The following is a 26,605-nucleotide window of genomic DNA, read 5'->3' as shown; positions in this document are numbered from 1 at the left end:
CCGGAAACTTCGTTCTGTTATTCATATCAAAATTGCACTGTTTGGAAGAGCTTTCATAAGATTTTGTAACCCCAACTATTCAAATCGAACTGAAATCGAATTTGCATGCGCCGTCAGATATTCGGAATTTGCAAAGGTCACGATATCCTGATAAATTGGTTCAAGCGCTTCTCTGGAGTAGGAAATGATGCTGGATTTCTTGATGAAATCATCCACGCTTAACGGTGAGAAGAATTTGGCCGTTCCGTTTGTCGGAAGGACATGGTTTGGTCCTGCCATATAATCTCCCAACGGTTCGCTAGAGTACTCACCGATAAAAATGGCTCCGGCGTTCTTAATCTTCGTCATCATCATGAACGGATCCTTTGTCATGATCTCCAAATGCTCGGAAGCGATTTCATTCGCTGTTTCAATCATATCTGCTTCGTTCTCAGCCACCATGATATATCCGTAATTATCCAAGGACTTTTGAAGGATTTCCTTACGGGATAACTGCTCCACGAACTGATCCACTTCGATGGATACCTTTTCAGCAAGTTCTCGGCTGGTTGTAATCAAGATTGAAGAAGCGAGTTCATCATGCTCTGCCTGCGATAACAAATCCGCTGCAACATATCTAGGATTAGCAGTCTCATCCGCAAGAACTAATATTTCACTAGGTCCTGCGATGGAGTCTATACTGACATGACCATACACTGCTTTTTTGGCAAGTGCTACATAGATATTACCCGGTCCTACAATCTTATCCACTTTGCGAATACTTTCGGTCCCATAAGCGAGTGCAGCGATTGCCTGTGCTCCGCCTACTTTATATATCTCAGTCACACCAGCTTCCTTTGCTGCCACAAGTGTTCCGGGATTTACCTTACCGTCCTTGCTCGGAGGGGTAGTCATTGCAATTCTTGATACTCCGGCTACCTTTGCGGGAATTACATTCATTAATACGGAGGAAGGATAAGCAGCCTTCCCACCCGGTACATATACACCAACTGCGGCGATTGGTGTTACTTTCTGACCTAGAATCGTGCCATTCTCCGTCGTGTCAAACCAACTATATTGCTTCTGTTTTGCATGATAAGCTTCAATATTAATAATTGCTTTACGGATAACATCCACAACAGCCGACTCCACCAATTGATACGCCTCTTCGATCTCTGCTTCCGTAACGCGGATTGTATCCACTGTCAACAACGACTTATCAAAACGCTCTGTATACTCAAAAAGTGCTTTATCCTTATTCACTTTTACGTCATTTAATATTTTTGCAACTACTTCTGCATATTCATCATATTGGTTCGGACTTCTCTTTAATAAGTCCTCCAGGATATTTTGCTTCGTTTGTTCATTTAAATCAATTATTCTCATCCGCCAATCTCCCTTTCGTATAAATTACTTTTATTTGGCTACAATCTCTTCCTGCAAATCCTTTATAATCTTGGTAATGCGCTCATGTTCCATCTTCATACTAACCTCGTTCACAACCATACGTGCGGATAGATTACATATCTCTTCTAGAACATCCAATCCGTTCTCCCTAAGGGTAGAACCGGTTTCAACGATATCTACGATTACTTCCGATAAACCTACAATCGGTGCAAGCTCAATGGAGCCGTTTAATTTGATAATCTCAACAGTTTGATGCTTTTTATTATAAAAATAATCCTTCGCGATATTTGGGTACTTCGTTGCTACACGAATTAATTCACCATGTTGTAATAATTCCATAGCGGAAGCCGGGCCGGCTACACACATTCTGCATTTACCGAGTCCTAGATCTACAACCTCGTACATCTTTCTTCCTTCTTCAAGAATGGTGTCCTTACCTACTACACCAATGTCTGCAGCACCGTATTCCACATAAGTCGGAACATCACTTGCCTTTGCAAGGAAGAACTTTAATTTCAACTCTTCATTAACAAAAATCAGCTTTCTTGAGGATTTATCCTTTATCTCTTCACAGGTAATTCCTATCTTTTCAAGTACTTCCAACGTTTTTAATGCCAGACGCCCCTTAGCAAGGGCAATTGTTATATATCTCATATCCTCTTCCTTTCCATTAAGGCTCTCTCATATCAACAAATGACAGCCTACCAATATAAAACTCAGGAATTTACCAAATAGTCTTCTTCCAACATCAAAATTCTTAGTAGATATTATTAACTAAGAAACTCCTCCATCGGAGCAGACTGTGTCGATCCATCTCCGCTGATTACCTTAATCTCCTTGTCGTTATCCAGATATAAGATGCCACCGATGCTCATTCTAATCGCATAGGATAGATAATCCTCGATCAAGACATCCTCCTTTGCTTTTTGCAATATGGTATTAACCCCATCCTTTCGGAAATGATTTGCCAGCGCTACTGCCTGTTTACGGTAGTTTGTTTTATAAAGAATCAGCGTATCCTGTGCTTCCGGTTTCGGAAGAAGCTTCTGCCTTGACAATGCCAGCATAAGCTGATCAACCACAATTGCAAGTCCAATCGCCGGAGCCTGTTTACCAAACTGTCCTACCAGATTGTCATAACGGCCACCGGTAGCAACTGCATCACCGGTTCCATAGGTGTAAGCCTTGAAGATAATTCCGGTATAATAATTATACTTACTCAATTTTCCCAAATCAAAGGAGATATATTTTTCATAACCATATTCATTCATGATGACATAGAGCTTCTCCAGTCGCTCAATAGCTTTAATTGCTCGTGTATTACTTGTCAGCTTTTTCGCACGCTCCAGTATATCAGAAGTACCGAAGAATTCAGATAGCTTTAAGAAGATATTCTTTAGTTCCTCATTGATGTGCTTCGACTTCATCATCTCTTCAATGCCAAACATATTCTTCTTTTCAATTAATTCACGAAGATCAGAAACCTCTTCTTCCTCCTCAAATCCAGCTTCCTCGATTAAAGCACGTAAGAAATCTGCATCTCCGATTTCCAATTGAAACTGTTGCAATCCGGATTGTAATAGACATTCGATGGTTAACGCCAGCATCTCCGCATCCGCTTCAATACTATCATCATTAATCAACTCTGCTCCAAGCTGCGTTACCTCCTTTAATTTTCCCTGGTAACTTGTATTATTGATAAAAGTATTGCCGATATAACCCAAACGGATCGGAAGATTCTCTTCCCTGTAGTATTTTGCTGCACAACGTGCGATAGAAGGTGTGATATCCGGTCTTAACACCAGGGTATTCCCATCCCTGTCAAAGAACTTATACATATCCTTAGAAGCAACCGTACCACGCTCTTGACTAAATATATCAAAAAACTCGAAACTTGGAGTTTGAATGTCACGAAAGCCATAATGCTCCAGCACATGATGGAGTTTATTTTGCAATGATAATTTCATTGCACATTCTGAATTGTAAATGTCCCTGACTCCTTCTGGTGTATGTAATAACTTTTCCTTCATATCGAGCACCAAGCCTTTCTTTACTGTATTATTAATATTAAATGTACACTCTATTTTATACGCTTTAGTATGGTAGTGTGATAATTCGCTACCACGCTAATATTGCTACATTATAATTTATTCTATCTACGCTGTCAACCAAATATCACGAAAATAATACCATATTTTCACACGTATTGAATCAAAAACAGGAACATGTCTTACTATTATTACAAAAACGGTTCTGGTTTATAACTCAACCAGAACCGGTGCATGATCTACATAAGGAAGAAACTTTTGAATAATATCAGTAGTCTTCATTCGAAGGCTTGTCGTATTGATACACGGATGACAAGCGAAGTATTCTTCCAATAATATATCCTTGTCAATCAGCAGCTGAACCCTGTTTTGTGTATCATTCATTAACCCCAGTATACTTACCGAACCAGGTGTAATATCTAAAAACTGTTCCATATACTCCTGAGGTGCAAAGGAAAGCCTCGAGGAACCAATTTGGGAAGAAACTTCTTTGGTCTGAAATTTCTTATAGCCCGGAAGTACCAAGAGATAGAATTTTGTCTTCTGTGAATTGCACAAAAACAGATTTTTGCAGATTGTAATTTGTAAAAGTTGATCAATATCATTGCAATCCTCTATCGTCTTCGCTTCTTCATGGTCAACTCGAACAAACGGAATATCTAACTTTTCCAACACATCATAGGATCGATTCTCCTTGTCAAGACGGGTGGAGGGATTCGGCCTAGTGCTGTATATGGTTCGGTCAATTTTAATATCCATAACAAAAACCCCTTACATACTTTGGATAAGGAAGTAACCAAGCACGATAACACCTAGAACAATTCGGTACCATCCAAAGATCTTGAAATTATGTTTTTTGATATATTGCATTAAGAATTTGATGATAACAATGGATACAACAAATGCGGTTACCATACCGGTTAATAATACTATCAATTCATCTGATGTAAAAGCTGAAGGATATTTTACTATTTTTAATAAGCTTGCACCAAACATAACCGGAATAGCTAAGAAGAAGGTATATTCTGCAGCAACACTTCTGGATACACCGATTAACATCGCACCGATAATGGTAGCACCGGATCTGGATACGCCTGGGAAGACAGCAGCAATCAATTGAAAGATACCAATAATAATGGTTGTTTTAAACGTAATTTCTGCAAGTGATTTGATTTTTGGACGGTGATTCACATTCTTATTCTCAATTACAATGAACAGAATACCAAATATAATTAACGCCAATGCAACCACTTGATAACGATAGAATAATTTATCAATTTCATCATCCCATAGGATGCCTACGATTGCTGCAGGAATACATGCAACCGCAATCTTAACCCACATAATTAATATATCTGTTTTAATAAACGCCTCTCCCTTTTTAAAGGAAAACGGAAATATTTTTTTCCAAAAAAGTACAACAACTGCCAAAATGGCACCTAACTGAATCACTATTAAGAATAAGTTCTGGAATTCCTCAGTTATGCTTGAGCTTGAATGAAGAAATTGATTCACCAATATCATATGCCCTGTACTACTGATTGGAAGCCATTCGGTCACACCTTCCACAATTCCAAGTATAATCGCGTTTAAAATATCAATAATATTCATTGTTCACCTCATCATTTGAAAACGTTATAATACCCTCAACCGTTTTCTCATTTTCCTATTATTATTTTATATGTACTCTCTGCGTTCCAAATCCTTTTTTAAGATATCAAGGTAATGAATGCAGCTGTTGCCCATCAGCGGAATACGGTAGTCGTCGTCCAGTTCTTCATAACGAAAGCTCTTACGACCGCCGTTTACTGACCTCTCCCAGAATTCATTAAGACGCTCAAAGGTTAGATAATGATAAGAATCATTTTTCTTATAATGAATCAACAAAAATGAAATCCCATTCTGCTCTTCGAATTCCTTCATAAAGGCAACCTGGTGCTCGTGTATGTTATTAATGCTAAAGGTGTCCACTGCACATTCCTTTGCATCAAAACAAACCGGCACTCCTTGTACTACGCCGATATAATCCACTGTACTCTTTTGTTCAAAATAAGCAAGGGTAATATGACGGTTTTCCTTATCAATATTAATCGGAGTAATTGGCGTAGGCACTTTTTGAATCAGCGCCAATCCTTTCTCACGATATTTATTATTGGTCAGGTTAATCATTTCCTCCAACATGGAGCCTCTTAAACCCCTGGAATTCCATGACGGCATACACGCACCCCCTAGTCTGTACAAAATAGATTACTCCATCTATTTTATATCCTTTGTCCGTTATTGTAAATATATTCATTTTATTTTTCATTACAATCCAACAATTAATTATTTCATTTTGTTGATTGTAGAACCAAACGCGCTAATGCTAATAGATTAACGTCTATCTTAAAAAATATTATTGCACAATAGTTGTATAGCATATTTCCTAAATATTTATGCTACAAAATTATTGATGGAGCATAATATCATGATAAAGGCAGTTATAATTTAGAATAATTCGCTCTTAATCTTTTTAAATTGTTCTGGAATTTCAGCAACGAATTCCTTATTCGATAAGTATGACAGTTCCCCGTTTATCTCAGGGAATACCATTCGATGAGAATGCAATAACTGATTCTTTAAGTTATAGTTCTTTTTAAAATAATGATTTGTTTTTTGATTACCATATTTAAAATCACCAATTATTGGGTGTCCGATGGATGCAAGATGTGCCCTAATCTGGTGGGAACGTCCTGTAATCAGCTTAACCTGAAGTAAAGTAAAGCTTCCGTAAATGTCCTCTGAATCAGAAGTCGTAGCAGTATTATTGATATCCTCTTTTTTCACCTTGTTTCTTTGAAGTATCTCTTCGTGTAAGGTTTCTTTATCCTTTAGTGCATTCTTAGAATAAGCAATCGGTTCGTACTCTGTGCAGATATATTCGGTGTTCTCCACCTGCTTCGGGTAGATTTTCACTTGATTTTTGTCTTCATCCTTACTAAGGTATCCTTCGATCCTTTTCTTCTCTTCCACTTTCCCTTTTACGATACAAAGGTAATATTTATTCAGGGAACGATCCTTAAATAATCTCGCCATCTCCTGTAATCCAAGAAGTGATTTTCCAGCGATTAATATTCCACCTGTGTTACGATCCAGTCGATTACAGATTGAGGGTTTAAAGCTTGCAAGTTGTTCCTTCGTTATCTGATTTGAAGTAATCAGATAAGAGATAACATACTCTACCATGGAGATATCATCTTTTTCCGCTTTCTGTGATAGTACTCCAAGCGGCTTATTGACAATCAGTATATGCTGATCCTCATAGATAATATCAAGCTTTGCATCCACAATCGTTGTTTCTTCTACTTCACTAAATTGCGCAATTGTTTCATCGGATAAAAACAACTTGATCTCATCCTGTAAGGATAACTTTTCCGAACCTTCCGCCTTTTTCCCATTCAGTGTAATATTCTTTTTGCGAAGCATCTTATAGATAAAACTCTTTGGCGCCTTATTGAGCACCTTGGCAAGTAGCTTATCCAGTCTTTGTCCTGCTTCATTCTGTTGAACATATATCTGCTTCATCGTTTTCTCCAATTTTATTCGTCTGATCATTGTTCTTTGCAAAGAGAAATATAACCTGACAACTTCCTATACTATTTTTCTAATACTTCGGACATGGTAATCACATAGTAATCCGCCATTTTAATCTTCTCATCCTGTTCCCCAGCAGAATATTCATCATACACTGCACAAACCTTCATATTTGCATTCTTCCCTGCCATCACACCAGTCAAGATATCTTCAAAGACCAGACATCTGGTCGGATCAACACCAAGATCCTTTGCAACTAATAAGTAAATGTCTGGAGAAGGTTTTCCCTTGGCTACCTCACAGGAAGTTCGAATCGAAGAAAAGTACTCTTCCACACCTAATTTTTCTATTACTAAAGATACCAATTCCTTCGAGTTACTGGTGGCAATTCCTGCAGGGATACCCTCTTCCTTTAAATGCTTTAAGAAATCCAGCACGCCTTCTTTTAGCGGAACCTCATGGAGATATTTATCCCAAGCCATCTTATTCCAATCACTTTTGATTACATCCACCGGGTCTGGAACTCCAAAGCGCTCCTTAAAATATACCGCTGTCTCTGAAAAGCTCATTCCCTCCACACATTTTTGCAAATCGTCCGGCAATTCTATTCCATAACGAGCTAAATATTCGATATCAATGCTCTTCCACAACCACATGGAATCAACCAAGGTACCGTCCAAATCAAAAATCACTGCATCTATATCCTTTAGCATTCTATTCACATCCATTCTACTGTATATTCTGTATTGTGTCTTATCAAGTTTATCTCTAATTACTTTATCAAAACCAAAGTCAAGAAATAGATTTATCTATTTCATATTTGTTTATATTAACCAATCAAGGATTCCGAGTTTAACTATTTGAATTAAGATTATCAAGTTCTTCCTTCGTCAGCTCACGGTATTCACCCGGGGCAAGTCTTTCATCCAGCTTCAGAGCACCCATGGAAAGCCTCTTCAAATAAATCACTTCTTTATCAACCGCTTCAAACATACGCTTAACTTGATGGAATTTTCCTTCCTGAATCGTTAACTCAATCTCTGATATCTCACCGGAGAAAAGGATATTCAGATGAGCCGGCATGGTAAGCTTCTCCTCTCCGATGTTTACTCCCTCTTCAAAGGCTTTGATATCTTCTGTTGTTACAATCCCCTTCACCTTCGCATAATAAACCTTATCCACATGTTTTTTCGGAGATAATAGCCGATGAGCCAGTTCTCCGTCATTGGTGATAAGCAAAAGCCCTTCCGTATCCTTATCCAGTCTTCCCACCGGAAATAATTCCTTGCCCTGTTTATCATGAATAAGCTCCATAACTGTTTTACTGACATTATCTATCGTAGCAGAAACTACTCCGGTAGGTTTGTGAAGCATATAGTAAACATATTCAACATAATTGACCTTCTTATCATCCAAGAGTATGATATCACTTTGAATATCCACCTTTGTGTCAGGCTTGTTACATATCTCATCATTGATTTTTACCCGACCCTTGCGAATCCATGTTTTTAATTCGCTTCTCGTACCAACTCCCATATCCGACAGGTACTTATCCAAACGAATTCCCATCACACTCTCCTCCTACCTTTGCGTATTATTAAACCCATCTCCACCCTGGGAGATACTTATTCTTAACATTATTCTTGGCAATCTTTAACCATCCTAGCGGATACTCCTCCACGCATACGAGATACCAGCCATCCGAATATTCCTGATTTAGATCGATGGATTCACATTTTAGATAACGAATTACATTCGGATCTTCCACAGACATACGAATTGTTTTCTTGTAATCGGTTATTTTTAAGGAATTCGCTAACGCCTGTGACGGTTCGAAACGTTGCTTCTTCATCTCTCCCAGCAATAAACCATGTCTGAGAATACGAAGCCCGCTCAAGTTTGGCAGTCCGTAAGGTAATAGATAAACCCGCTCGTCACGTACCACGATTTGGTTATAATCAATTGAACATTGCAGTTCCTTTAAAAATTCCATTGCTTCCTCAGATAGGGAATTAACTGCTTTCTTCAATGTGTTTATGTTATTCATCGAAGCTTTTGATATTACATTGTCTTTTGCATGTTTTTGCTTCGATTCTTTCTTCTTGGTAAGCGATTTGGATCCATTCCCGTTGCTATATTTTTCTTCATCACAGTTCAAATTCGTGTCCGTTTCAGATGGAACAATTTCTTCATCCTTACCGTCAACTATGTCTTGATCATTTGCCTTTTCCTTATACAATAAGGTTACAAAGTGACCCTCTCCGTTAATCCTGTGCGGCCATAAGCGAATACAATGTTTTAACTCTTCTCTTCCTTCTCTGCCTTCTACCCACTCAGGTTTTCCAAAATCGAACCCTTCAAACGACAATCCAAGTTCCTTCAGTACCTGTTCATCAGGAATTGCATTAACCACGCGAAACTCCGGGCATTGATCCAGAAGATAGGTTATCGTTCCTTCATTCTCTTCCGGAGAAAAGGTACAAGTAGAATAAAGCATATACCCACCGGGCTTTAGCATAGACGCTCCAAACAGGATAATTTCCTTCTGAAGTTTATTATAATATTCAACACCGTATTGCTCCCAGTTTCTCATAATAGCAGGGCTTTTACGAAACATTCCCTCTCCGGAACATGGCGCATCAATTAATATTTTATCAAAATACTCCGGGAAATATTGAGCCAGCTTACTCGGTGCCTCTGAAACAACTAGCGCATTACGGATACCAAATAACTCAATATTTTTTAATAGAGCCTTCGCCCTCGAATTACTGATATCATTCGAAACCAGTACTCCTTCTCCGCCTAGCTTTGCTCCAAGCTCAGTGCTCTTTCCACCCGGAGCCGCGCAGATATCAAGTACCTTGTCCCCTTTTTGAATCGGTAACAGGCTAGCCGGTGTCATCGCACTCGGCTCCTGAATATAATATAATCCGGCATAGTAATATGGGTGTTTAGAGGGTTGTTCTCCCGTATTATAATAATATCCGTTCTTCACCCAGGGGATTCTCTTTATAGAATAAGGACAGATCTTTTCGAAATCCTCCGGGGTTGATTTTAAGGAGTTTACCCTCAAGCCACCGTAATGTGGCTTTGAGTAACACTTTAAATACTCCTCGTATTCTTCCTCCCCCAAAAGTTCTCTCATTCTGTCCTCAAATAATTTTGGTAAATTCATTATCTCACTCCATTAGTATATTTCGTAATGAAACTCTGTTAATATGCTTGATTTCTAATGTACTTTTATCTTAAGCTCTGTGCTCTATATCGGGCAGATATCATATCCAGTTCATCGCTGAACTTTCTAAGCTCCTCTTGATCCCCATTCTGATAGATACGAAAGAACTCATCCTGTATCTTAACAACCTCTTGCTTATTCGCAACTTTATACAGGTTCTGTATATTGGTGAGTATATCCGCAACGATATTCGCTTTTACGGTAAATGAATTTTGCGCATCCATAATCTCATCTCTAACTGCAGACATCTCCCGATCCAATATCAATATTGCTTCAGCAGCGGAAGCCAGACGTTCTCTGATATGTTCCGGCATATTCTTTTTGTATTTATATTGTAGAGAATGTTCAATCGTTGCCCAAAAATTCATCGCAAGCGTGCGAATCTGAATTTCGACCTGTAGTTCCTTCTTTCCTTTTAACGTTTCTACATCATAGTACACTATCAGATGAAAAGAACGGTAACCACTTTGCTTCCGGTTACTAATATAATCCTTCTCACTCTTAATTCGCATATCCGATCTCATCTTAATGATATCAACTACTTTATCAATATCCTCAACAAACTGGCAGATAACTCGAATACCGGCTATATCCTCCATGGTATTCTCAAAATTCTTTAAATCAATCCCTTTCTTCTGGGATTTCTCAAGAATACTTGAAATGGTTTTTACTCTACCTGTTACCTGCTCTATTGGTGAGTACGCCCCCACATGTCTGTATTCATCTATGATATGGTTAAATTTCGTTACTAATTCATCAACTGCTAAGGAATATGGGTCTAGAATTTCTCTCCAAAGCTGTATCTCCATAATACCTACCTCCTACCTTACAACGAAATGAGGCACCAACCCCTGCCATCACTCCTCTAACTTTAATACCATCATAGACAGCACACAAAGTCCTGCCGTCTCTGTACGCAGAATTCTCCTTCCCAGGGTTATCGGAATGATATCCTGTTGGGTAGCCTGCTCTATTTCCCCATCTTCAAAACCACCCTCCGGTCCGATAAACACTGCGATGGAGGAATGACGTGACAGATTGTCTATAACTTCTCTGGTATATTGCATTCCTTTTGCATTTTCATAAGGAATAATTCCAATGCTCATATTGGATGCATTTTTTAATGCTTCTTTATACGTTTGTACCGGCAGGATCTTCGGAATAATTCCTCTCCCGGATTGCTTTGCTGCTCCTTCTGCAATTGCCTGCCAGCGCTCTAGTTTCTTCGCTTCTTTTTTCTTATCTTCCAGCTTCACTACAACACGCTTCGTCATCACCGGTACGATTTCATATATACCCAGCTCAACCGCTTTTTGAATGATGAGCTCCATCTTATCCTTCTTTGGAAGTCCTTGAAAAAGTGTGATTTTTGTCTTTAATTCTGTTCCGGTGTCTTGTTCCGACTGAATATCTGCCAAAATCTCACTGTCAGATACCTTACTAATTATACAATAACAATCTTTTCCGTGTCCATTACAAATTACAATTTCCTCACCCTGCTTCATTCGTAGTACATTCTTTATATGATTTACATCCTGACCTTCAATTGTAATTGTGCTGCCATTAATTTGATTCGTATTTACATAAAAACGATGCATGATTTTCTCCTTGTAATAGTTAATGTACGCAAGAACACCTTATGTAACGGTTGAATTACCTTCCTGCACAGATAGCATATGTGACATTTCCCATAAGTATTATATATGATTCAGAACATATGTTCAATAACATTTTAAAAAAAGAAATGTAACCAGCGCAGCTATCACTCGATTACATTTCAGATAGAAACATTAATATTACTTTTTCAACCCGTACTTTTCTGTTTTTTCGAATGCCTTTTTTACGATATTACCGCAATCCTTAGAGGAAACTTCGCCCCATCCGTTTTGCTTCACTTTATTATACACACCCAATTCTTTGCAATTTCTTCTTTTTCATCTTCCGGCATGAAGCTTTTATTTCTACTCATAATAATACCATACCTTTCATCTAAACCTATTTCACCACATGAAATAATAATTATATGGAAAATGTATTACTTTTCACCTTGATTTCAGGTCTGATATTATTGTATCCGAATCAGATTATTTCATCACAATTTTTATATTGTAGATTATAACAATAAAATTATTTTTTAGTAACAAAGGATACCCAGTCTCCCATTCTGTTTACTTCAAGAATCGAAAAATGATTTTTTTCAAGTGCATTTCGAACTGCTTCTTCTTTCATATTAATAATACCCGAGCTAATGAAGATGCCACCTGGTTTCAAATTCTCACCGATAACATCGGACAGCGGGATTATAACGTCTGCAAGAATATTCGCAACCACCATATCGTACTTTTCCTCACCTAGGCTTGTTCGAATTCCATCGTCCTCAATCATATTACCTGTGACAAAGGTTAAATTACCCTCTTGTAAAGATAGTTTATTCACTTGGGCATTTTCCATCGCAGCATTAGTCGCATTCTCGTCAATATCAATTCCCATGACTTCTTTTGCACCCAACTTCTTTGCAATAATTGATAGTATACCACTTCCGCTACCTGCATCCAAAACTACAGACTCCGGCTTGATATGCTTTTTCATGCCAATAATACAAAGTTTTGTTGTTTCATGTGCTCCGGTTCCAAAGGAAGTTCCCGGGTCTATCTCAATGACCAAATCATCTTCTTTCACATCCGTAAGCTCTTCCCAGGTCGGCTTTATGACGATGGTATCATCCACACGAAAAGGCTTAAAAAATTCCTTCCAATTATTCACCCAGTCCTTATCCTCTGTCTCGGATATCGTAATCTCACCACTACCGACCGAGACATAAGCAGACATCTCTTTCAGTCCTTCTTTCACACTGTTTAAAACCTGCTCAGAATCTTGCTCCGTATCAATATAAAAGCTTACGGTTGCAGAACCATCATCCTCTTCAAGCTCAGGAAGGATGTCTATAAACATCTTTTTCTTGTCCTCTTCCGAAATACCAAGATTATCACTAACCTCAATTCCTTCAATCCCAAGATCATTTAACAAATCACTCACAAGATCAACTGCTTCCGTCGTTGTCTCCAAGGTGAATTTCGTCCACTTCATATTATTCCTCCAGGCTACTAATACCCGCGAATTTGGGCGTCAGCACAAATTTGGGGTGTAATCGTATTTTAATCATATATAAATAGTAAAAAACCATAATCCCATTACTCAATAAAACCAATTAACATTTCTTAATATCATAATAGTCCTTACAATACTAGTTTGTTCCACTCAGTATTTCACTTAGGTATTTCATTCAGTATTTCACTTAGATATTTCTATTACATAATTCTACCACTTATTACTACCGCTTATTCGTATCATTATTACTCTCTTTATTCAACTAAACTCGAAGCAAGAAATATCAAATATATAACTTCCTCTAATCAATGACCAACTGAAACATCACAAACAATCATCCTTTTTTCCCTTCGGTGAGGAAAAATTTTATGAATAAACCATATTAAAAATTAAAGTGAAAAACCATTTAACTTAAAAGCCATTTATAATCCACGAACGAAAGGAAACCACAAATTTGATATCCTTATTACTCGCCTATGAAAGAGCTGATGTTTTCACTTATGGAGTTGGAATATAGTATAGGGTCAAAAAATTGAATGTCTGACGAGCGAAGCGAGGAGTTTTCGCCTTTTTGACCCTGCTATAACTATATGACAACTCCATTAGTGAAACACAGCGAATTCATCGAAGACGTAATAAGGATACCAAAATTTGTGGTTTTAAAAGTCCTTAGTTTTAAAGTCCTTGACCTTAATGTCTTTTGCCTTTAAGTCTTATCGTTTATTTCCAGAATTTTTTCTTTCCTTTTTCTTTATCACCTTCAGGAGCTTCCGGTGTTGTTTTTCCATTCATGGCATCATCGAACTTTCGCAAAAGATCTTTCTGCTCTGAATTGAGTCCCGATGGTATCTGCACCACTAAAGTTACATAGTGATCTCCACGTACCGCTTTATTACGAAGACTCGGCACACCCTTTTCACGAAGGCGAACTCTTGTATCAGTCTGAGTTCCCGGTTTAACGGTATAAAGAACATCACCGTCTACGGTACTAATTCTTACATCACCGCCAAGAACAGCTGTTGCATAGGAAATCGGAGCGGTTGAGTAGATATCATAATCCTGACGTTGGAAGATCGGATGTCTACTTACATCTACTTCAACAAGTAAGTCTCCTCTTGGTCCACCATTTGTACCCGGTTCACCTTTTCCTCTGATTCTAACACTCTGACCGATATCAATACCTGCCGGAATGGTAACTTTAATTTTCTTTTTGCTGCTAATGTAGCCAGAGCCATAGCAATCCGGACATTTTTCTTTAATTATCTTACCGGTTCCCTTACAATCAGGACAAGTCTGAACATTACGAACCATACCAAACAGGGATTGCTGTGTATAAACCACTTGACCTTTACCACCACATTTGTGACAGGTATCGGATGATGTTCCCGGTTTTGCTCCAGAGCCGTGGCAGGTTCCACACTCATCCTTTAATGTTAATTCCAATTCCTTCTCTGTACCAAATACCGCTTCATCAAATGTAATTCTGACAGATGTACGTAGATTAGCGCCCTGCATAGGACCGTTATTCGCACGTCTGGAACGTCCGCCACCAAATAGATCTCCAAAGATATCCCCGAAGATATCTCCCATATCCATTCCCTCAAAGCCGAAGCCACCGGCACCTCCACCTGCTCCGCCTTCAAAAGCTGCGTGCCCGAACTGATCATATTGTCTGCGCTTATCCGCATCGCTAAGTACAGCATAGGCTTCGGAAGCTTCTTTGAATTTTGCCTCTGCCTCTTTGTCCCCCGGATTGGTATCGGGATGGTATTTCTTAGCCATCTGTCTATACGCCTTTTTTAATTCATCATCCGTCGCTGTCCTATTGACACCTAAGACCTCATAATAATCGCGTTTATCTGCCATCTTTCCTTCACCTTTCATACTAACAATGTATGTCTTACCCTTTTGTTGGTTTGTGTAAATCGGCAAATAGGCAGTCAATCCTGACCGCCTTATGCCTCAATTTATTAATATGGAAGAAACTCCATTCTGTGACCGGAATTTCTCTTTTCACTTTACAATGGGTATGCCCCTACAATGAATTATACCTCGCGGTAATCTCCATCCACAACATCATCATTGTTTCCGCCAGCATTTCCTGTACCAGCACCTGCACCTGCACCTGACATATCAGGGCCTGCACCTGCTGCTCCGCTTTGCTCATATAACTTAGCAAATAATGCCTGTGCGTCGGTCATTAATTTTTCTTTCGCTGCTTTGATGTCTTCAACCTCACCCTCGGACATAACCTCAGGATTGGATTTTTCAACTAATTCTTTTAATCTTGTAAGATCTGCTTCTACCGTTGCTTTTGCATCCGCATCAATCTTGTCACCAGCTTCTGTTAAAGCCTTCTCCGTCTGGAATATCATGGAGTCTGCATCATTTCTTACATCTACTGCTTCCTTACGAATCTTATCCTGAGCTTCAAACTCAGCTGCTTCCTTAACAGCCTTATCAATATCAGAGTCGGAGAGGTTGGATCCAGCTGTAATGGTAATGTGCTGTTCCTTACCTGTTCCAAGATCCTTAGCAGAAACATTTACGATACCATTCGCATCGATATCAAAGGTAACTTCGACCTGAGGAATTCCTCTTCTTGCTGGAGGGATACCATCCAGACGGAATTGTCCAAGGCTCTTGTTATCCTTTGCAAATTGTCTTTCACCCTGTACTACGTTGATATCAACTGCTGTCTGGTTATCAGCTGCTGTAGAGAATACCTGACTTTTCTTAGTAGGGATAGTCGTATTTCTCTCGATTAACTTTGTAGCTACTCCACCAAGAGTCTCGATTGATAATGACAATGGAGTTACGTCAAGAAGAAGAATATCACCTGCACCAGCATCGCCTGCTAATTTACCACCCTGGATGGAAGCACCGATTGCAACACATTCATCCGGATTTAATGTTTTAGAAGGTTCCTGACCGGTTAATTGTCTTACTTTATCCTGTACTGCAGGAATACGAGTAGAACCACCAACTAATAATACTTTCTTAACATCGGAAGCGTTTAATCCTGCATCACGAAGTGCATTCTGAACCGGAATTACAGTTCTTTCTACTAAATCATGAGTTAACTCATCGAATTTTGCTCGAGTTAAGTTTAAATCAAAATGCTTTGGTCCTTCTGCGGTTGCAGTAATGAAAGGAAGGTTAATGTTTGTTGTTGTAGAAGAAGATAATTCCTTCTTCGCCTTTTCTGCTGCTTCCTTTAATCTCTGAAGAGCCATTTTATCCGTGGATAAATCAACACCATCAGATTTCTTGAATTCTTCAATCATGAATCTTGTAATCTTATCATCGAAGTCATCACCACCAAGTCTGTTATCACCGGAGGTTGCTAAAACTTCAATAACACCGTCACCGATATCGATGATAGATACGTCGAAAGTACCACCACCTAAATCATATACCATGATTTTTTGCTCATGCTCATTATCAAGACCATAAGCTAATGCTGCTGCCGTAGGCTCGTTGATAATTCTCTTAACATCAAGACCTGCTATCTTACCCGCATCCTTTGTTGCCTGTCTTTGCGCATCGTTGAAGTATGCAGGAACAGTGATAACTGCTTCTGTAACCTTCTCGCCTAAGTAGCTTTCTGCATCTGCCTTTAATTTCTGAAGAACCATTGCAGAGATCTCCTGTGGAGAATATCTCTTATCATCGATATTTATTCTGAAATCGGTACCCATGTGTCTCTTTATGGATGAAATAGTCTTATCGGAATTTGTAACTGCCTGACGCTTTGCAGGCTCACCTACCAGACGCTCTCCTGTTTTAGTAAATGCTACTACGGATGGTGTAGTTCTTGCACCCTCTGTATTTGCGATGACAACCGGTTTTCCGCCTTCCATAACGGCTACACATGAATTTGTTGTACCTAAGTCAATACCAATTATTTTACCCATGTTCAATTCCTCCTATATTTCTTATAATTTGTTAACATGTAATTGATTAAAAATGTTTTTGATTCATTCGTAATTCCTGCTTGAATCATGTGTATATGAATTAATTAACTACCTTAACCATGCTGTGGCGAACCACCATATCACGATATATATAACCCTTTTGGAATTCGTCCGATATGATATTCTCAGCTAAGCTGTCATCCTCCCCGTGCATTACTGCATTATGCAGGTTCGGGTCAAATTCTTTTCCCACTGCTTCAATCGGCTTTAACCCAATCTCATCAAGCGCGGTTATTAGCTGCTTATATATCATCTCAATTCCTTGAGCAAAGGCACTTTCCTTATCCTTCTCGGTTATGGTACTAAAACCTCTTTCAAAATTATCAACGATGGGAAGGATCTTCTCTATGATGCTTTTCACACCCATGTCATACATGGCTGATTTTTCTTTTTCAGAACGTTTACGGAAGTTATCAAACTCTGCCATATTTCTCATCAGTCGATCTGTTAACTCTTCGATCTTTTGATCTTTTGCTGATAATTCCTTTGACTTATTGTTTTTGAAAAATGATTTTACACCTTTGTCTGCTTTTCCTTCACTTGTTGCATCATCCGCTTGGGGATTAGCTTCTCCATCGGTTTCAACCTCACCCTCAAGTATCTCATCTGTTTCCTCAACTACATTGTCATTTAAAATATCATTGATATTCTCATCGCCAACTTCGTTTGCAATTGTTTCATTCGAATTGTCTTTCATCACTTTCTCCTTTTCCATCGCTGCTTTCATAACTTCTATAGTTTTATCCATATCTTCCACCGTTTATAAACCACCTTTCTCATGGTCAACGTCAATTATTCTTTTTTAAATATATCATCCAGCTGTTGCATCAGGGATTGTAAGGTACTAACCACCTTCTTATAATCCATTCGTTTGGGTCCGATGATACCAACTTTACCATATACTCCTTCTTCAATCTCATAGGTCGCGGTAACAACGGAACACTCTTTCATTGATTCTACCGGAGTCTCATCGCCGATAAACACCTGAATTCCTCTGCTTTCCTCATCTTCCATCTTATCCTGAATAAAATCAGAAAGTGCTTTCTTTTCTTCTAGTGTATAGAGCAGATCGCTTGCTTTTTCTTTATCACTTAATTCCGGGTACTTTAAGATATTGGTGGTTCCCGAGGTATACATCTCAAAATCATCTTCCTCGGACACTGCCTGCATAATCGCATCTAAAATATCATTTACCAGATTGCGATTATCTCCTGCCTGATCCTTCATCTGTGATATCACCGGCAACGTAATCTCACCTAAATCCAAGCCCTGTAAAAATGTATTAATTATAATATTAAGCTTTAGCAAAGTTTCTTTACTTAGTGTGGTCGTAATATTGATAATTTTATTCTTTACAATATTACGTTCAAATACGATTACGGCAAGCAACTGATTCTCATCCATCTCCGTAAGCTGTATGAATTTAACTTTTTTCTTATATTGAGGTGTCGTAACCAAAGTTGTATATTGTGTATTTACTGCAAGTAACTTCGCTACCTGTTGAAGAAGATTCTCAAGACGGTCTGCCTTCTGGATTAAGATTTCTCTCATATTATCTACTTCCTGAACCTTATTCTGCAATAGCATATCAACATATAACCGATATCCTTTATCGGAAGGTATGCGTCCTGCTGAAGTATGAGGTTGAATAATAAATCCGAGTTCCTCCAAATCAGCCATCTCATTCCGTATTGTTGCGGAACTAAGGTTTAAATCGGTATATTTTGAAATGGTTCTTGAACCGACCGGTTCACCGGTCTCCAGATAATTACGAATAATAGCTTGCAAAATCTTAAGTTTTCGCTCATCCAACTCTTGCATAACCAGCCCTCAATTCCTCTTCGTATAAGACACCTTCGTTTGTATTGTTAGCACTCAATCAAGTAGAGTGCTAATTTCTATATATAAAATATCACTACCCATTTCTTTTGTCAAGGCATTTTATAAATTTATTGTGATGAAATCACGAATTTTAATCATTCTCTAATCTAGTGCTTTTACAAGTTATTATATAAGAAGAAACTAATTCTAAACTGGAGAATTCTTCAAAGATACATAATATCTATCCTTGGTAAAATGAATCGCACGATCCAACAATATAAAGAGAATATGATTACATAAAATTAGAACGAACTAAATAATACCTCTTTACGGTATGGAAAAATTATGAGATATGATGTAAGATGATTTTGAAAATAATGCGTGTGAATTCACACCGAACACTATAATAGATTATTTAGGAGAAACATCCAATGAAAGAAAAATTAAATGCGATTAGAGAACCTGCGCATCACATCAAAAAAAGAAATATAGTCATATTTTTTATTACTATCGTATTGTTTGGATTTATATTTGGAATTATCTCAAAATATAGTGATACCGTTGCAAGCAATGCTGGAGTATATGGGGCATTCATTCATTGTATATCATACATAACTACAAGCCTGGGAATATGGATTTTTATCGCAACTATTATTGCAATGTATAGTTATACCCCTCTATATGCCATGATTAATAACACTTGTTTTTTTCTTGCCATGTTGTCTGGTTACTATCTTTACAGCCGTTTTATATGTGGCTTTTACTCAACTTCCGTAATTTTATACTGGATTATATTCGCATTTACATCCTCAATTTGTGCCTGGATTATATGGTATGGCAAAGGAAATGGTTGTTTTTCAGATATAATTGCTTCTTTACCGGTTGCAGTGTTATTTACATTGGGATATCGTTTTTACAGCTATATTTTTTTCGAACAATGTGTAACAGAGCTACTAAATGTAATTTTTGCAATTGTACTGTTAATATTGTTTTCAGTAGGGCATAGTCATCATAAAGGGATCAGAATTCTCATACTGGCACTTTTAGTTGGTATGGTTTTTGAAAAATTTAAAATTATAAGCTTTATCTTTAGTACATTATCTCATTATATTTTATAAGTAGAATTATGAAATAAAAAACGAGCGGATGCACAATCGATTGTTTTTATATCCTCTTGTGCATCCGCTCATTCCTATTCACTAACTCAAGGAATCCTTTTGCAAATCAACGGTTGGGGTTACTTTAATAGCTCGGTTTGTTGCCGGTTGACTCGCCAACTCATTCCCATCCATTAGAATTTCTTCCTTTATTTGTTCTTGCGCAGATAAATCTGCTCTTAATATTCCTCGTATATTCCCATTTCGTACCTCATTTTTTATAACTTCATTCGATTTACGTTCCATTATATACTCCTATTCTAATGTTTTCACAATCATACCAAGTAATTTTCTTTGATTATTGGCGCATATCATGACAAGAAGTTCTAGAATTATCACATGATAAGTTTGCGTTATTGATTAGTATATTGGAGTAATGTAATCTTATTCATATCTCTTTTTGTATCAATTATGTAAGACTATTTTTCCAGCTTGTACCTTCTCCAAAATCGATAAATCATAAAAGCATAGATTGACAATCCCAATATCGCATTAATAATACAAAACTCAACTTTATATTCCTTGGGAATGAGGTATTTTATCTGTGAAAATGCTGCAGTATGAGAATTACCGGCTATTAGCAGAAGCCATAAACTATTCCTATACCAAAACCAGATATAATATACGATTGCTCCTGTCATAAAAAATGTAAACATGAGTACTTCGCCCATTATATTAATATTAACTACAAATAAAAATCTTCCTAAATTAATCATATTTGTAATAAAAAGAAGAATTCCCGTTCCGATCAAGAATATAGGAGTGTAAGGAGACTGTTTTTCGCGGGAACGTAAGGTCAATCTAGTACAAATCATGGATAGAACAGATAAAACAAATAATATTGCCAATATTATAATTCCTGAAACTCCAATATCCGTTCTTATCACAAAAAGTGATGACTGCAATCCAAACACTATTAATAATGTTAATACACATGACATTAATAAAACTGAATATTTTCTCATTTTCTCCTCCGTATCAATATCAATCTAACAAGAACTCAGCAAGTACATAATTACTGATATCTACACCATACTCAGTCAACTTAATATTATCCCCTTCGTTGACAATCAGCTTCTTCGTAGTTAACGCTTCCAGTGTTGTACCGTATATCTCTTCAATTGGCATCCGGAAGCGATTACAAAAATCACTCTTACCAATTCCTGCGCAGACTCTTAAACCCAAAAACATGAATTCCTCCATCCGCTCTTCTTTTTTGAGAATGTGGTAATCTTTGTGAAGATTTAATAACATATCGTTCTTATGATTAAAGAGTTTGTTATCATTTATTTCAAAGGAGCTCGTAGCTTTCTCTATTATCTTCTCACTATTTTTTTCTTCTTTACCACTCTTTTCATCTATTCTTTCTATTATATTGACATCAGTTTTATGATTACATATCTGAATATACCTTCCTAATTCATCTACATTCGAGAACCTAGCTCCGTCCATATAGGAGGAAGCACCAAGTCCCAATCCTAAATACTCTATACCGATCCAGTAGGACAGATTATGCCTGCATTCATAGCCCGGTTTTGAATAATTCGATATTTCATAGCGATGATAGCCACTATTTATTAGTAATTCCTTTGTTCGGTGGTATATCTGTCGATCCGTTTCTTCATCCGGTAAAAGTTCGTGACTCTCTGCCCTTTCACTATACATATCATAGAATTTGGTCCCTTCTTCTATGATCAGGCTATAGGCAGAGATATGCTCTGGATTTAGTTGTAATACTTGATTTAACGTCCTCTCCCAGCTTTCACAGGTTTGTCCGGGAAGTGCCGACATTAAATCGATATTGATATTTGTAAACCCTAATTCTCTGGCAAGAAGATAATTTTGCTCAAATTGTTCAAAGGTATGAATCCTTCCTAATACTTTAAGTTCCTCGTTATTCGTAGATTGCAAGCCAAAACTGATTCGGTTAATACCGGCTTTTTGATAGCTTTTCAGCTTCTCCTTCGTTACGGTACCCGGATTTATCTCTATTGTTGCTTCCAATCTGGACCTATCAATGTGAAATATCTCTCCTACTAAAATCAGAGTTCTTTCTATATAAGAAGATGCAACAACGGACGGGGTTCCGCCACCAATAAATATGGTCGGAACCACATAGGAATTCATTTGTCCACGGTATTGCTCAATCTCTACGTAAAGTGCTTCAAAATATTCCTTCATCTCCTTGTCCGTACAGGGAGCGGATAAGAAATCACAATAGTCACATTTTTTCGCACAAAAAGGGATGTGTATATAGATTCCTAGGTCACGTATTTTCTTCTTATTCCTTTTTTCATGTGGTATAAGCTCTATATTCACTTTACTTTCTCCCTGTGACACATACTGATTATTCATTGTTTTTTCTCCCTGATACAAAGTCTCATTAGCCATTCTATTTCCATCTGGTACAAAGACTCATTACTCATTCTATTTTCCTCTGATACAAAGTCTCATTACTCATTCTGTTTTCTTCTTATGCAAAGACTCATTACTCATTCTGTTTTTCTCTGATGCAAAGTCTCATTACTCATTCTGCTTTTTTCTGGTGCGAAGACTCATTACTCGTGAACTGTAACCTTATAATCCAGCTCAGATATCACCCTTATTATATTAGAAAGGCTGTTTCGTATCTCGTACTCCAAAGTGTTTGAATGATAATTATTATTTTACCACATCACTTATAGAATACAAATACGCAAACAGCCTACTTTATATTGTCCCTATATTAACTTAAACATATGAAATCTACTTTACCAATTAATCTATTCATTAATTGAGTTATTCGATTGCCTGTCATTATCCAGAAACAAAATTTTAATTACTAAATGGATAAGCGTGTACTCTAATCCTCATCCAATTTTAGAACGCTCATGAATGCCTTCTGCGGAATCTCTACATTACCAACCTGACGCATTCTCTTCTTACCTTCTTTTTGCTTCTCAAGAAGCTTCTTCTTACGGGTGATATCACCGCCGTAGCATTTTGCAAGTACATCCTTACGCATCGCCTTTACGGTCTCACGAGCAATTACTTTACTTCCGATCGCTGCCTGGATCGGGATTTCAAAGAGCTGTCTAGGTATCTCTTCCTTTAACTTCTCACACATTTTTCTTCCGCGTTCATAAGCACTTTCCGCATGAACGATAAAGGTTAATGCATCCACTTCCTCTTTGTTGATTAAGATATCCAGCTTCACTAGTTCTGACTGTACATAATCTTTTAATTCATAATCAAAGGAAGCATATCCTTTCGATCTGGATTTTAGAGCATCAAAGAAATCATAAATAATTTCATTCAGTGGCAATTCGTATTTTAAAAGCGCTCTGGTCTGTTCAATATATTCCATGCCAAGATAAATTCCTCTTCGTTCCTGGCATAAGCTCATGATGGAACCTACAAACTCTGTCGTTACCATGATCTCAGCGGATACCATCGGCTCTTCTAAGAAGGCAATCTCAGAAGGATCCGGTAGATTGGTAGGGTTGGTAATTTCAATCACTTCACCATCTGATTTATGAACCTTATAGATAACACTTGGCGCGGTTGTTACAAGATCGAGATTATATTCACGTTCCAGTCTTTCCTGAATGATTTCCAGATGCAATAATCCAAGGAAACCACATCGGTAACCAAAACCTAACGCAATCGAAGTCTCCGGTTCAAATTGTAATGCTGCATCATTTAACTGAAGCTTCTCTAATGCATCACGTAAATCGCCGTATTTTGAACCGTCAGCCGGGTACATACCGCAGTAAACCATCGGATGTACTTTTTTATAACCGGGAAGGGGTTCAGCACAAGGACGCTTATGATCAGTTAAGGTATCTCCCACACGGGTATCCTTTACATTCTTCAAGCTGGCTGTTACATAACCAACCATTCCGGCGGATAATTCTTCGGTCGGAATGAATTGTCCCGGTCCAAATATTCCAAGCTCAACTACTTCCGCGGTTGCACCAGTTGCCATCATGCGAATCTCGGTTCCCTTTCGAATAGTTCCCTCTTTCACACGACAGAATACGATAACACCCTTATAGGAATCATAGATTGAATCGAAGATCAGAGCCTGAAGAGGGGCATTACGATCTCCGTTGGGTGCAGGAATCTTTGCTACAATCTGCTCCAATACCTGTTCCACATTTAGACCCGTTTTTGCAGAAACCAATGGTGCATCTTGCGCTTCTAAGCCGATTACATCTTCTATCTCAGCAATAACACGTTGTGGGTCTGCACTTGGCAAATCAACTTTATTAATCACCGGCATAATATCAAGATTATGATCCAGTGCCAGATATACATTTGCCAAGGTCTGCGCTTCGATGCCCTGAGCTGCATCTACAACAAGAATCGCTCCTTCACAGGCAGCCAGGCTTCGGGATACCTCATAGTTAAAGTCCACATGCCCGGGGGTATCAATTAAGTTAAAGATGTACTCTTCCCCATCATTAGCCTTGTAGACGGTACGAATCGTCTGTGCTTTGATGGTGATACCTCTTTCTCTCTCCAAATCCATATTGTCTAGCACCTGTGCCTGCATCTCTCGACTGGTGAGCAATCCGGTCATCTCAATAATACGGTCAGCAAGTGTTGATTTACCGTGATCTATATGAGCAATAATACAAAAATTTCTGATTTTACTTTGGTCTAAGGCCATGTCAATCCTCCTGCGTATATAACAATGCATTTTATCTGTATGATTATAACACAACGATAACTCAGTGGCAAGACAATGCGGTAGCATTTACTTACCTTGAAGTATGGTATCCAAAACCTTCGCTAAGGGTTCCATTGCATTCTTTGCGGATTGCAAAGAATTATTTTGTGTTCCAAGTTCGACAAGCAGAGTCTTCGGACGTATCTGCATATTATAACGATAATTCTTTAAATAATTTTTTACAAATAACCCAGGAAACAATTCTCTTGCTTTTAGCTGCGTCTGAAGGCTAAAGGCGAGATTACTCTGAAGATAGGGATTCGGTAATCTTTTGATCGGTCCGTCTTTATCCCTGCTCAATCCATTAAAGAGCATTACTTGAGCGGTCTTCTTCCCATTAATTGTAACATTTCGAGCTGCGCCGGAGTCCCTATGTAAATCAATTACTACCTCAATTGATGGATACTGTTTTGTTATGTTTTCCAACCCATCTTCTGCTTGGTTGTACGCCCTGCTTCGATCCAGCACACCGTTTACAATATCATAACCAGTTTTATCATGAATCACATTGTAATGATAAGTATTTTCCAGAATATCCGTTAATACATCTCCTACTCCCACAACCGTATCATCCATTTTACCGGTTCTACTGTCGGCATATGTTTCATGAGCATGGGTATGATAGATAAGAATCTGAGGTTTATCATTCTTTTGTTTCATCTTAAGATCTTTGCTAATTAATTTCTCTCCATTAAATAAGTTTTTGGTAACTCTAGTTGAAGAATCTACAACATAAAAATTATTGACTAAAAAGTTAAAATCCTTCAGCTGTGCTAACGTATATTTTGATGCTCCGCTCATATTCACTGTTTCAACAGCTTTACTATCATTATCGTCCTCTGTTTCCAGATTATCGACATTTCCCGGAGTATATCCGATCAACTGCTCTGTATTATCTGATTTACTGCTTAAGGAATCGTTATAGACCAATCCATTCGTAAGTAAATATTCCTTTGTAACTCCGCCACTTATCTTATAATATCCTTTCTCATCACTAACTGCATTCGTGCTCATAACCGGAATTGTATCATTGCTCTTTGCATTGCTATCCGGAAATGCCTTATTATCCTTTGCATTCGCAGTGAGTGAACTATCATCGAGAGAGAATTTTTGTATCGATATATGCTTTGCCATCAAATCAAACGGTCCGGAAGTGCCATGATATCCTTTTGAAGTATAGCTCACCAGGGCAGAACCTTCTTCCATCACCTTACTACAGATTTTTGATACAAACGCATTCTTAATCGTGCCCTCAGCTTGGCCAACATTTACCGAAAACGATAAAGACGCATATCGGTATATTATATAGATGGATACCAGTATAATACCCGTCCATATGATTGGGTAAAGCTTGATTTTTTTCTTAGTTGGGATACTTTTCATGATCTCCTCCTATCAAAATGAATCGGCATAATCATGTAGCCTGATTCATTATATTCGGACAGCTTGTTTTTATTACCCCCTCCCACCGAAAGGACAATTGGTAAACTTATGTTAACTACCGAATTATAAGGGAAAATCAGGCTAATTAATTTTTATTTTTTTTTGGATACAATACAAGTTATTTTTGATAGCAATCCCTTCCA

23 protein-coding genes are annotated in these 26,605 nt (G+C 38.0%); 1 reads left to right on the top strand and 22 read right to left on the bottom strand.

The window, feature by feature from the left end:
• Positions 1-75 precede the first annotated feature (75 nt).
• The 17 genes from hisD to hrcA form a co-directional block, all read right to left on the bottom strand.
• Entirely contained in the window at positions 76-1,365 is a 1,290-nt protein-coding gene (hisD, locus tag AC6IWN_RS05815; RefSeq protein ID WP_497991427.1) for a histidinol dehydrogenase, read from the bottom strand.
• 30 nt (positions 1,366-1,395) lie between these two features.
• Entirely contained in the window at positions 1,396-2,040 is a 645-nt protein-coding gene (hisG, locus tag AC6IWN_RS05810) for an ATP phosphoribosyltransferase (protein WP_497991426.1), read from the bottom strand.
• 116 nt (positions 2,041-2,156) lie between these two features.
• Positions 2,157-3,416, bottom strand: coding sequence for an ATP phosphoribosyltransferase regulatory subunit (gene hisZ / locus AC6IWN_RS05805; protein ID WP_497991425.1), 1,260 nt, complete (start codon positions 3,414-3,416; stop codon positions 2,157-2,159).
• 228 nt (positions 3,417-3,644) lie between these two features.
• Positions 3,645-4,193, bottom strand: coding sequence for a prolyl-tRNA synthetase associated domain-containing protein (locus tag AC6IWN_RS05800; protein ID WP_497991424.1), 549 nt, complete (start codon positions 4,191-4,193; stop codon positions 3,645-3,647).
• A gap of 12 nt (positions 4,194-4,205) precedes the next feature.
• A complete protein-coding gene (locus AC6IWN_RS05795) occupies positions 4,206-5,045 on the bottom strand; it encodes an undecaprenyl-diphosphate phosphatase (RefSeq protein WP_497991423.1) in 840 nt (279 codons plus the stop codon).
• A 66-nt stretch (positions 5,046-5,111) separates the two neighbouring features.
• Positions 5,112-5,651 (bottom strand): Holliday junction resolvase RecU, encoded by a 540-nt coding sequence (locus AC6IWN_RS05790; RefSeq protein WP_497991422.1) that lies wholly within the window; start codon positions 5,649-5,651, stop codon positions 5,112-5,114.
• Positions 5,652-5,921: 270 nt separating this feature from the next.
• Positions 5,922-6,998 (bottom strand): RluA family pseudouridine synthase, encoded by a 1,077-nt coding sequence (locus AC6IWN_RS05785; RefSeq protein WP_497991421.1) that lies wholly within the window; start codon positions 6,996-6,998, stop codon positions 5,922-5,924.
• A gap of 71 nt (positions 6,999-7,069) precedes the next feature.
• Positions 7,070-7,720 (bottom strand): HAD family hydrolase, encoded by a 651-nt coding sequence (locus tag AC6IWN_RS05780; protein ID WP_497991420.1) that lies wholly within the window; start codon positions 7,718-7,720, stop codon positions 7,070-7,072.
• A 139-nt stretch (positions 7,721-7,859) separates the two neighbouring features.
• Positions 7,860-8,576 carry a pseudouridine synthase gene (locus tag AC6IWN_RS05775; protein WP_497991419.1) on the bottom strand — a complete coding sequence of 239 codons (717 nt, stop codon included), beginning with the start codon at positions 8,574-8,576 and terminating at the stop codon, positions 7,860-7,862.
• A 28-nt stretch (positions 8,577-8,604) separates the two neighbouring features.
• Entirely contained in the window at positions 8,605-10,182 is a 1,578-nt protein-coding gene (locus tag AC6IWN_RS05770; RefSeq protein WP_497991418.1) for an RsmB/NOP family class I SAM-dependent RNA methyltransferase, read from the bottom strand.
• 65 nt (positions 10,183-10,247) lie between these two features.
• Positions 10,248-11,051 (bottom strand): GTP pyrophosphokinase, encoded by an 804-nt coding sequence (locus AC6IWN_RS05765; protein WP_497991417.1) that lies wholly within the window; start codon positions 11,049-11,051, stop codon positions 10,248-10,250.
• Positions 11,052-11,099: 48 nt separating this feature from the next.
• Positions 11,100-11,840 (bottom strand): 16S rRNA (uracil(1498)-N(3))-methyltransferase, encoded by a 741-nt coding sequence (locus AC6IWN_RS05760; RefSeq protein WP_497991416.1) that lies wholly within the window; start codon positions 11,838-11,840, stop codon positions 11,100-11,102.
• A gap of 529 nt (positions 11,841-12,369) precedes the next feature.
• A complete protein-coding gene (gene prmA / locus AC6IWN_RS05755; protein WP_497991415.1) occupies positions 12,370-13,329 on the bottom strand; it encodes a 50S ribosomal protein L11 methyltransferase in 960 nt (319 codons plus the stop codon).
• Positions 13,330-14,070: 741 nt separating this feature from the next.
• The gene (gene dnaJ, locus AC6IWN_RS05750) at positions 14,071-15,216 is read right to left on the bottom strand and encodes a molecular chaperone DnaJ (RefSeq protein ID WP_497991414.1); all 1,146 of its coding nucleotides are present in this window, start codon (positions 15,214-15,216) and stop codon (positions 14,071-14,073) included.
• A gap of 179 nt (positions 15,217-15,395) precedes the next feature.
• Positions 15,396-17,267, bottom strand: a complete 1,872-nt coding sequence (dnaK, locus tag AC6IWN_RS05745) for a molecular chaperone DnaK (RefSeq protein ID WP_497991413.1) — start codon at positions 17,265-17,267, stop codon at positions 15,396-15,398.
• Between the two features lie 100 nt (positions 17,268-17,367).
• On the bottom strand, positions 17,368-18,042 hold the full coding sequence (grpE, locus tag AC6IWN_RS05740; RefSeq protein ID WP_497992174.1) for a nucleotide exchange factor GrpE: 675 nt from the start codon (positions 18,040-18,042) through the stop codon (positions 17,368-17,370).
• A 77-nt stretch (positions 18,043-18,119) separates the two neighbouring features.
• Complete coding sequence (gene hrcA / locus AC6IWN_RS05735; RefSeq protein WP_497991412.1) at positions 18,120-19,148, bottom strand: heat-inducible transcriptional repressor HrcA; 1,029 nt, start codon at positions 19,146-19,148, stop codon at positions 18,120-18,122.
• A gap of 431 nt (positions 19,149-19,579) precedes the next feature.
• Between hrcA and AC6IWN_RS05730 the strand changes: the two genes are divergently transcribed.
• Positions 19,580-20,266 (top strand): hypothetical protein, encoded by a 687-nt coding sequence (locus tag AC6IWN_RS05730; RefSeq protein WP_497991411.1) that lies wholly within the window; start codon positions 19,580-19,582, stop codon positions 20,264-20,266.
• Between the two features lie 81 nt (positions 20,267-20,347).
• Here the strand turns inward: AC6IWN_RS05730 and AC6IWN_RS05725 are convergent, their stop codons facing one another.
• From AC6IWN_RS05725 to AC6IWN_RS05705, 5 genes are all read right to left on the bottom strand, one after another.
• A complete protein-coding gene (locus AC6IWN_RS05725) occupies positions 20,348-20,551 on the bottom strand; it encodes a hypothetical protein (RefSeq protein ID WP_497991410.1) in 204 nt (67 codons plus the stop codon).
• 173 nt (positions 20,552-20,724) lie between these two features.
• Entirely contained in the window at positions 20,725-21,270 is a 546-nt protein-coding gene (locus AC6IWN_RS05720; RefSeq protein WP_497991409.1) for a hypothetical protein, read from the bottom strand.
• 19 nt (positions 21,271-21,289) lie between these two features.
• Entirely contained in the window at positions 21,290-22,660 is a 1,371-nt protein-coding gene (gene hemW, locus AC6IWN_RS05715) for a radical SAM family heme chaperone HemW (protein WP_497991408.1), read from the bottom strand.
• Between the two features lie 487 nt (positions 22,661-23,147).
• Positions 23,148-24,959: a translation elongation factor 4 gene (gene lepA, locus AC6IWN_RS05710; RefSeq protein ID WP_497991406.1), complete on the bottom strand. Its 1,812-nt coding sequence runs from the start codon at positions 24,957-24,959 to the stop codon at positions 23,148-23,150.
• An 87-nt stretch (positions 24,960-25,046) separates the two neighbouring features.
• Positions 25,047-26,402 (bottom strand): stage II sporulation protein P, encoded by a 1,356-nt coding sequence (locus AC6IWN_RS05705; protein ID WP_497991405.1) that lies wholly within the window; start codon positions 26,400-26,402, stop codon positions 25,047-25,049.
• Positions 26,403-26,605: the final 203 nt, after the last annotated feature.

The organism is Variimorphobacter sp. HTMS_6 (assembly GCF_059717775.1).
Note: the sequence above shows the minus strand (reverse complement) of the source record. Positions and strands in the feature narration are given on the sequence as shown.

Bases quoted from the DNA above. Each gene is read 5' to 3' on its own strand.
- hisD (WP_497991427.1), bottom strand. From the start codon at position 1,365: ATGAGAATAATTGATTTAAATGAACAAACGAAGCAAAATATCCTGGAG.
- hisG (WP_497991426.1), bottom strand. From the start codon at position 2,040: ATGAGATATATAACAATTGCCCTTGCTAAGGGGCGTCTGGCATTAAAA.
- hisZ (WP_497991425.1), bottom strand. From the start codon at position 3,416: ATGAAGGAAAAGTTATTACATACACCAGAAGGAGTCAGGGACATTTAC.
- AC6IWN_RS05800 (WP_497991424.1), bottom strand. From the start codon at position 4,193: ATGGATATTAAAATTGACCGAACCATATACAGCACTAGGCCGAATCCC.
- AC6IWN_RS05795 (WP_497991423.1), bottom strand. From the start codon at position 5,045: ATGAATATTATTGATATTTTAAACGCGATTATACTTGGAATTGTGGAA.
- AC6IWN_RS05790 (WP_497991422.1), bottom strand. From the start codon at position 5,651: ATGCCGTCATGGAATTCCAGGGGTTTAAGAGGCTCCATGTTGGAGGAA.
- AC6IWN_RS05785 (WP_497991421.1), bottom strand. From the start codon at position 6,998: ATGAAGCAGATATATGTTCAACAGAATGAAGCAGGACAAAGACTGGAT.
- AC6IWN_RS05780 (WP_497991420.1), bottom strand. From the start codon at position 7,720: ATGCTAAAGGATATAGATGCAGTGATTTTTGATTTGGACGGTACCTTG.
- AC6IWN_RS05775 (WP_497991419.1), bottom strand. From the start codon at position 8,576: ATGGGAATTCGTTTGGATAAGTACCTGTCGGATATGGGAGTTGGTACG.
- AC6IWN_RS05770 (WP_497991418.1), bottom strand. From the start codon at position 10,182: ATGAATTTACCAAAATTATTTGAGGACAGAATGAGAGAACTTTTGGGG.
- AC6IWN_RS05765 (WP_497991417.1), bottom strand. From the start codon at position 11,051: ATGGAGATACAGCTTTGGAGAGAAATTCTAGACCCATATTCCTTAGCA.
- AC6IWN_RS05760 (WP_497991416.1), bottom strand. From the start codon at position 11,840: ATGCATCGTTTTTATGTAAATACGAATCAAATTAATGGCAGCACAATT.
- prmA (WP_497991415.1), bottom strand. From the start codon at position 13,329: ATGAAGTGGACGAAATTCACCTTGGAGACAACGACGGAAGCAGTTGAT.
- dnaJ (WP_497991414.1), bottom strand. From the start codon at position 15,216: ATGGCAGATAAACGCGATTATTATGAGGTCTTAGGTGTCAATAGGACA.
- dnaK (WP_497991413.1), bottom strand. From the start codon at position 17,267: ATGGGTAAAATAATTGGTATTGACTTAGGTACAACAAATTCATGTGTA.
- grpE (WP_497992174.1), bottom strand. From the start codon at position 18,042: ATGGAAAAGGAGAAAGTGATGAAAGACAATTCGAATGAAACAATTGCA.
- hrcA (WP_497991412.1), bottom strand. From the start codon at position 19,148: ATGCAAGAGTTGGATGAGCGAAAACTTAAGATTTTGCAAGCTATTATT.
- AC6IWN_RS05730 (WP_497991411.1), top strand. From the start codon at position 19,580: ATGAAAGAAAAATTAAATGCGATTAGAGAACCTGCGCATCACATCAAA.
- AC6IWN_RS05725 (WP_497991410.1), bottom strand. From the start codon at position 20,551: ATGGAACGTAAATCGAATGAAGTTATAAAAAATGAGGTACGAAATGGG.
- AC6IWN_RS05720 (WP_497991409.1), bottom strand. From the start codon at position 21,270: ATGAGAAAATATTCAGTTTTATTAATGTCATGTGTATTAACATTATTA.
- hemW (WP_497991408.1), bottom strand. From the start codon at position 22,660: ATGAATAATCAGTATGTGTCACAGGGAGAAAGTAAAGTGAATATAGAG.
- lepA (WP_497991406.1), bottom strand. From the start codon at position 24,959: ATGGCCTTAGACCAAAGTAAAATCAGAAATTTTTGTATTATTGCTCAT.
- AC6IWN_RS05705 (WP_497991405.1), bottom strand. From the start codon at position 26,402: ATGAAAAGTATCCCAACTAAGAAAAAAATCAAGCTTTACCCAATCATA.